The sequence below is a fragment of the Variovorax robiniae genome (genome assembly GCF_037889955.1).
GTDB lineage: Bacteria > Pseudomonadota > Gammaproteobacteria > Burkholderiales > Burkholderiaceae_C > Variovorax > Variovorax robiniae.
Window position 1 is genome coordinate 1 of sequence record NZ_JBBKZS010000065.1, and the last position, 4,577, is coordinate 4,577.

Consider the following 4,577-nt stretch of genomic DNA (forward strand, 5'->3'; position numbering starts at 1 on the left):
GTGACCGCGGGCGCCGCTGCATCCCCCACCATCCAGCGCGCCATCGTCTGCGTCGTCACCTCGCGGATCGACCCTGTGCCCGCCATCCTGCCGCGCCGCAACACGGTCACGCGGTCGCAGTAGGACGTGACCTCGCGGAACTTGTGCGTGATCATCAGCGCGCTGATGCCGCGCGCCTGTGTCATGTCGCGCAACAGGCCCAGCATCTCGTCGGCCTCCTGCGGTGTCAGCACGGAGGTCGGCTCGTCCAGCACGATGAAGCGGCTGCCCAGGTAAAGCAGCTTGAGGATCTCGAGCTTCTGCCGCTGTCCGGCGGCCAGCGTTCCCACCGGCACATCCAGCGGCACCGAGAAGGGCATGCGCGACATGAACTCGCGAATGGCCGCGCATTCCCGCGGCCAGTGGATGACCTTCGGCGCGTCGTGACGGCTGACCATGAGGTTCTCGAAGCCTGTCAGCGCCGGCACCGAGGTGAAGTGCTGGTAGACCATGCCCAGGCCCAGCGCATGCGCGTCGGCAGGGCGGCGGATCGACACCTCGACGCCGTTCACCAGGATGCGCCCCGCATCCGGCAGGTGAAAGCCGAGCAAGCCCTTGACCAGTGTCGACTTGCCCGCGCCGTTCTCGCCCAGCAGGCCGTGGAACTCACCGGCCGCCACATCGATCGACACATCCTCGATGGCCGGCACGCCATTGAAGGCCTTGCTCATGCCGCGGACCGACAGCGAGGGCGCGGACTCAGCGGCCCGTGGAGAGTTCACCGGGCGCATCGAATTGTCCTTGGCGACGCTGGGCCGCGCCGCGTCCGCCCCCGCTGAGCATCAGCAGGAAGGTCAGCACATAGGGCGCGGCATTGAAGAGGTAGAGGCCGCTGTTCCATCCCACCGCCTGCAGCGCCGTCCCCAGCGCACCGGCGGCGCCGAACAGCAGCGCGGCCAGCACGCAGCGCGTGGGCTGCCAGCGCGCATAGACGACCAGCGCCACCGCCATCAGGCCCTGGCCGGAGGAGAGGCTTTCGTTCCAGGCGCCCGGATAGACCAGCGACAGGAAGGCGCCGCCAAAGCCCGCCAGCACCCCGCCCACCGCGGTGCAGCCCAGGCGCACCGCATTGACCGAAATGCCCAGCGCGCGTGCCGCTGCGCCGCTGTCGCCCGTGGTCCGCACGATCAGGCCGATGTGCGTGTTGCGCAGTGCCGAGGCAATGACCCCGGCCAATGCAATGCCGAACAGGAACAGCGGGTTGATCTCCAGCGCCGCAGCCAAGGCGATGCTGTGCAGCCCCGTCCATTGCGTGACCCATTCGCCCAGCGGGATCGTCGGCAGATGAGGCGCCTGCGGCTGGATGAAGGGCTTGCCGAAGTAGAAGGCGAGGGCGGTGCCGAACAGCATCATCGCGATGCCGATGGCCACGTCGTTGACGCGTGGCAGTTGGCACAGCAGCGCATGCATCGTGCCCAGCACGGCGCCGGCCAGTCCCGCGAAAAGCAGGCCCAGCCACGGCGAGCCGGTCAGCACCGCGGCGCCATAGGCCGTCATTGCGCCAAGCACCAGCGTGCCCTCCAAGCCCAGGTTGATGCGCCCCGACAGCTCGGTCAGGCATTCGCCCAGCGCCACGAACATGAAGGGCGTCGACACCTTGATGGCGCCGCCCAGCAGCGCCAGCGCGATCGTCACGACGATGTCGGTCATGCCCGGACTCCGCGCAGCCGGGCGAGCAGGCGAGTGCCGATGCGGCTGCCATGCAAAGACTGCGAGACCAGCAGCGCCAGGAAGATCACGCTCTGCAGCAGCAGCATCACGCCATCGGGCAGGCCGAGTCGCCGCTGTACCAGGCCATCGGCCGCGGCGAGCCCGGCGAACAACAGTGCCACCGGCACGATGCCCAGCGGATGGTGACGCGCCATGAACGACACCAGGATGCCGGTGAACCCGTAGCCCGCGGCCAGCGATGCATTCGCGCGGCCCTGCACCGCAGCCACCTCGAAGTAGCCCGCCAGGCCCGCACACGCGCCGCCAATGGCCATGCCGACCAGCACCAGGCGTTCCACCGGCAGGCCTTGCGCCCGCGCCGCACGGGGATTGCCGCCGGCGATGCGCATAGCAAAGCCGAAGGTGGTGCGCGAGACCAGCAGGTGCAGCCCCACCGCCGCCAGCAACGCAACCGCAAGCCCCCAATGCACGCCCACGCCGGGCATCGGCCCGACCAGGTAGTTCGCGGCCACCGGCACCGTCGACGACTTGCTCGGCTGGTCCGGGTCGCGCAGCATGCCTTCGACGAAGAAGTTCATGAGCGCGATGCCGACGTAGGACAGCAGCAGCGAGGAGATCACTTCGTTGACCTGGCGCTTGTTGCGTGCCTGCGCCGCCACGCCGAACCAGAGCGCGCCCACGAGCATGGCGACGCAGACCATCAGCGGCACGACCAACTCGGCCGGCGCCGATCCGCCGGCAAAGGGCACCGCAATCGCCGCGCAGGCCAAGCCGGCCAGCACCAGGGTTCCTTCGCCGCCGATGACCATCAATCCCAGTTGCGCCGGCACCGCCACGGCGAGCGCGCAAAGGATCAGCGGTGGCATCCGCTGCAGCGTGTTGCGAATCGAGAAGGGTGTGCCGAAGCCGCCTTTCCAGACCAGCTCCGCGAACTCGATCGGCGAGCGGCCCAGCCAGAGCAGCAGCAGCGAGAACAGCGCGAACGCCGCCAGCACCGCGCCGACGGGCACGAGCAATTGGCCCAGCAGGCCCATCCAGCGCGTATGCGCGCCGACGCGCGTGGGCCGCGGACCCGATTCCGGCGACAGCGGCAAGACAGCACTCATCGCGCCTCGCGCAGGGTCTTCAGTTGATGGAGCCGACGACACCTTCGACCACATAGGGCATCTTCTCGAGCACCGGGTCATACAGGCCCTTGACATCGCTCAACACAACCTTGCCCTTGTTGTCGCGCACCGTGCCGCCGAAGATGGGCTTGCCCGCGCGCAGCTCGGCGATGCGGGCCTGCGCCGCATTGCGTGCCTTCTCGTTCGCGCCGGGACCGAAGGCCGTGGACTGCACCATGTCCTTGTCGTAGCCGCCGACCGTCATGTTGGGCAGCGCCTGGCCTTTCATCAGCAGGTCGGCATAGCCCTTGTAGATGGTCTCGTACTTGGTCTCCGCGCCGGTGATGAAGCCCTTTGGCGCGAGTGCCGCCTGCGAGGTGTTGTGGCCGACGGTCTTGACGCCGCGCGACTCTGCCGTCTGCACGATGATCTTCGGGCTGTCGACATGGCAGGCGATGACGTCGCAGCCGGAGTTGACCAGCGCGTTGACGGCCTCGGCCTCGCGCACCGGCAGCGACCATTCGCCGGTGATGACGAGGAACACCTGCACGTTCGGATTCACCATGCGCGCGCCGATCGTGAAGCTGTTGACCGTGCGCAGCACCAGGTCGATCGGCTTGGCGGCGATGTAGCCGATCTTGTTGGAGGTGGTCGAGAGCCCGGCGGCGATGCCGTTGATGTGGTGGGCCTGGTCCATGTAGCAGAAGTAGCCGCCGAGATTGGCCGGATGCTTGGCCGGATCCCACAGCGTGGTCGGGTGGCGCAACTGCACGCCGGGATTGGCCTTGGCCGCGTCGATCATGAAGGGCGAGAAGTAGCCGAAGGAAGTCCCGAACAACAGCTTCGCGCCGTCGAGCTGGATCATCGATTCCATCGTCTTGGCCGCGGCCACGGTCTCGGGCACGCGCTCTTCCTCGACCACCTTGATGTTGGGCACCGCCTTCAGCGCACGCGCTGCCACGGCATGCGACTGGTTCCAGCCGTAGTCGTCACGCGCCCCGGAGTAGAGGATGCCCACCGTGAGGGCGGACTGTGCCCGCGACAGCACGGGCAGGCCGCCCGTCAACGAGGCTGCGAGGGTGCTGCCGACGAAGCGGCGGCGGGAGAGTTGGTTCGAGCGCATGCGAGGCTTCCTTTGCCACGGGTGAAGGACGAGAAACGCTGGAGTGATTCGATCGCGCCGGGGCGCGTGGCCTATTCGCTGCGCGCGACGGTCGGCGCCCCGTTCGGGCTGGTGACGAAGCGCTGCTCCCACCATGAGAAGAAGACGTCGCGCAGCGTCGCGGCGCTGTCCCCGCGGTACAGGCGGGCATGCTCGTACTCGCGCAGCAGTGCCATTTCCTCGTCGTCGAGCTCGATCTCGACCTCGGTCACCGTCAAGGGCGTGTTGAGGAATTTCGGCTCGTAGCCCCCATCCTTGCGCAGCTCGCGGTCCGCCTTGATGACCGGGTTGAGGAAGTCCTTCGGCGTGCGCTGGCTCGCCATCGGTGGCATGGCAGGCACGCGGGCCAGGTCTTCGGCCGTGGCTTGCAGCACCTGGACCTTGATCGGCTTCAGGAAGAAATTGCTGGTGCGCATCACGTCGGCGCCGCAGACGTTGGGAATGGCCAGCGTGTCGATCAGCGCCAGCAGTTCGACATGGTCGCCAGGCCCGGTGTCCTGCCGGCTGATGCGGACCGTGCCGCCGGTCTGCACTTCGGTGACCATGAAGAAGTTGAAGCTGTCGTGCACGTCGTCGGGCGTCAAGCCGTATTCGCGCTG

The 4,577-nt window shown here is 67.8% G+C and carries 5 protein-coding genes; all 5 read right to left on the minus strand.

The window, feature by feature from the left end:
* On the minus strand, positions 1-770 hold a 770-nt coding region (locus WKW79_RS36655), incomplete at its 3' end, for an ATP-binding cassette domain-containing protein (RefSeq protein ID WP_340340135.1).
* A complete protein-coding gene (locus WKW79_RS36660; protein WP_340340136.1) occupies positions 739-1,689 on the minus strand; it encodes an ABC transporter permease in 951 nt (316 codons plus the stop codon). The genes WKW79_RS36660 and WKW79_RS36655, both read right to left, overlap by 32 nt.
* Positions 1,686-2,816, minus strand: a complete 1,131-nt coding sequence (locus WKW79_RS36665) for an ABC transporter permease (RefSeq protein ID WP_340340137.1) — start codon at positions 2,814-2,816, stop codon at positions 1,686-1,688. Before WKW79_RS36665 ends, WKW79_RS36660 begins: the two co-directional genes overlap by 4 nt.
* Positions 2,817-2,835: 19 nt before the next feature.
* Entirely contained in the window at positions 2,836-3,939 is a 1,104-nt protein-coding gene (locus WKW79_RS36670; RefSeq protein WP_340340138.1) for a BMP family ABC transporter substrate-binding protein, read from the minus strand.
* Positions 3,940-4,010: 71 nt separating this feature from the next.
* Positions 4,011-4,577, minus strand: a 567-nt coding sequence (locus WKW79_RS36675; RefSeq protein ID WP_340340139.1) for a DUF1989 domain-containing protein, incomplete at its 5' end; no start/stop codon positions are given.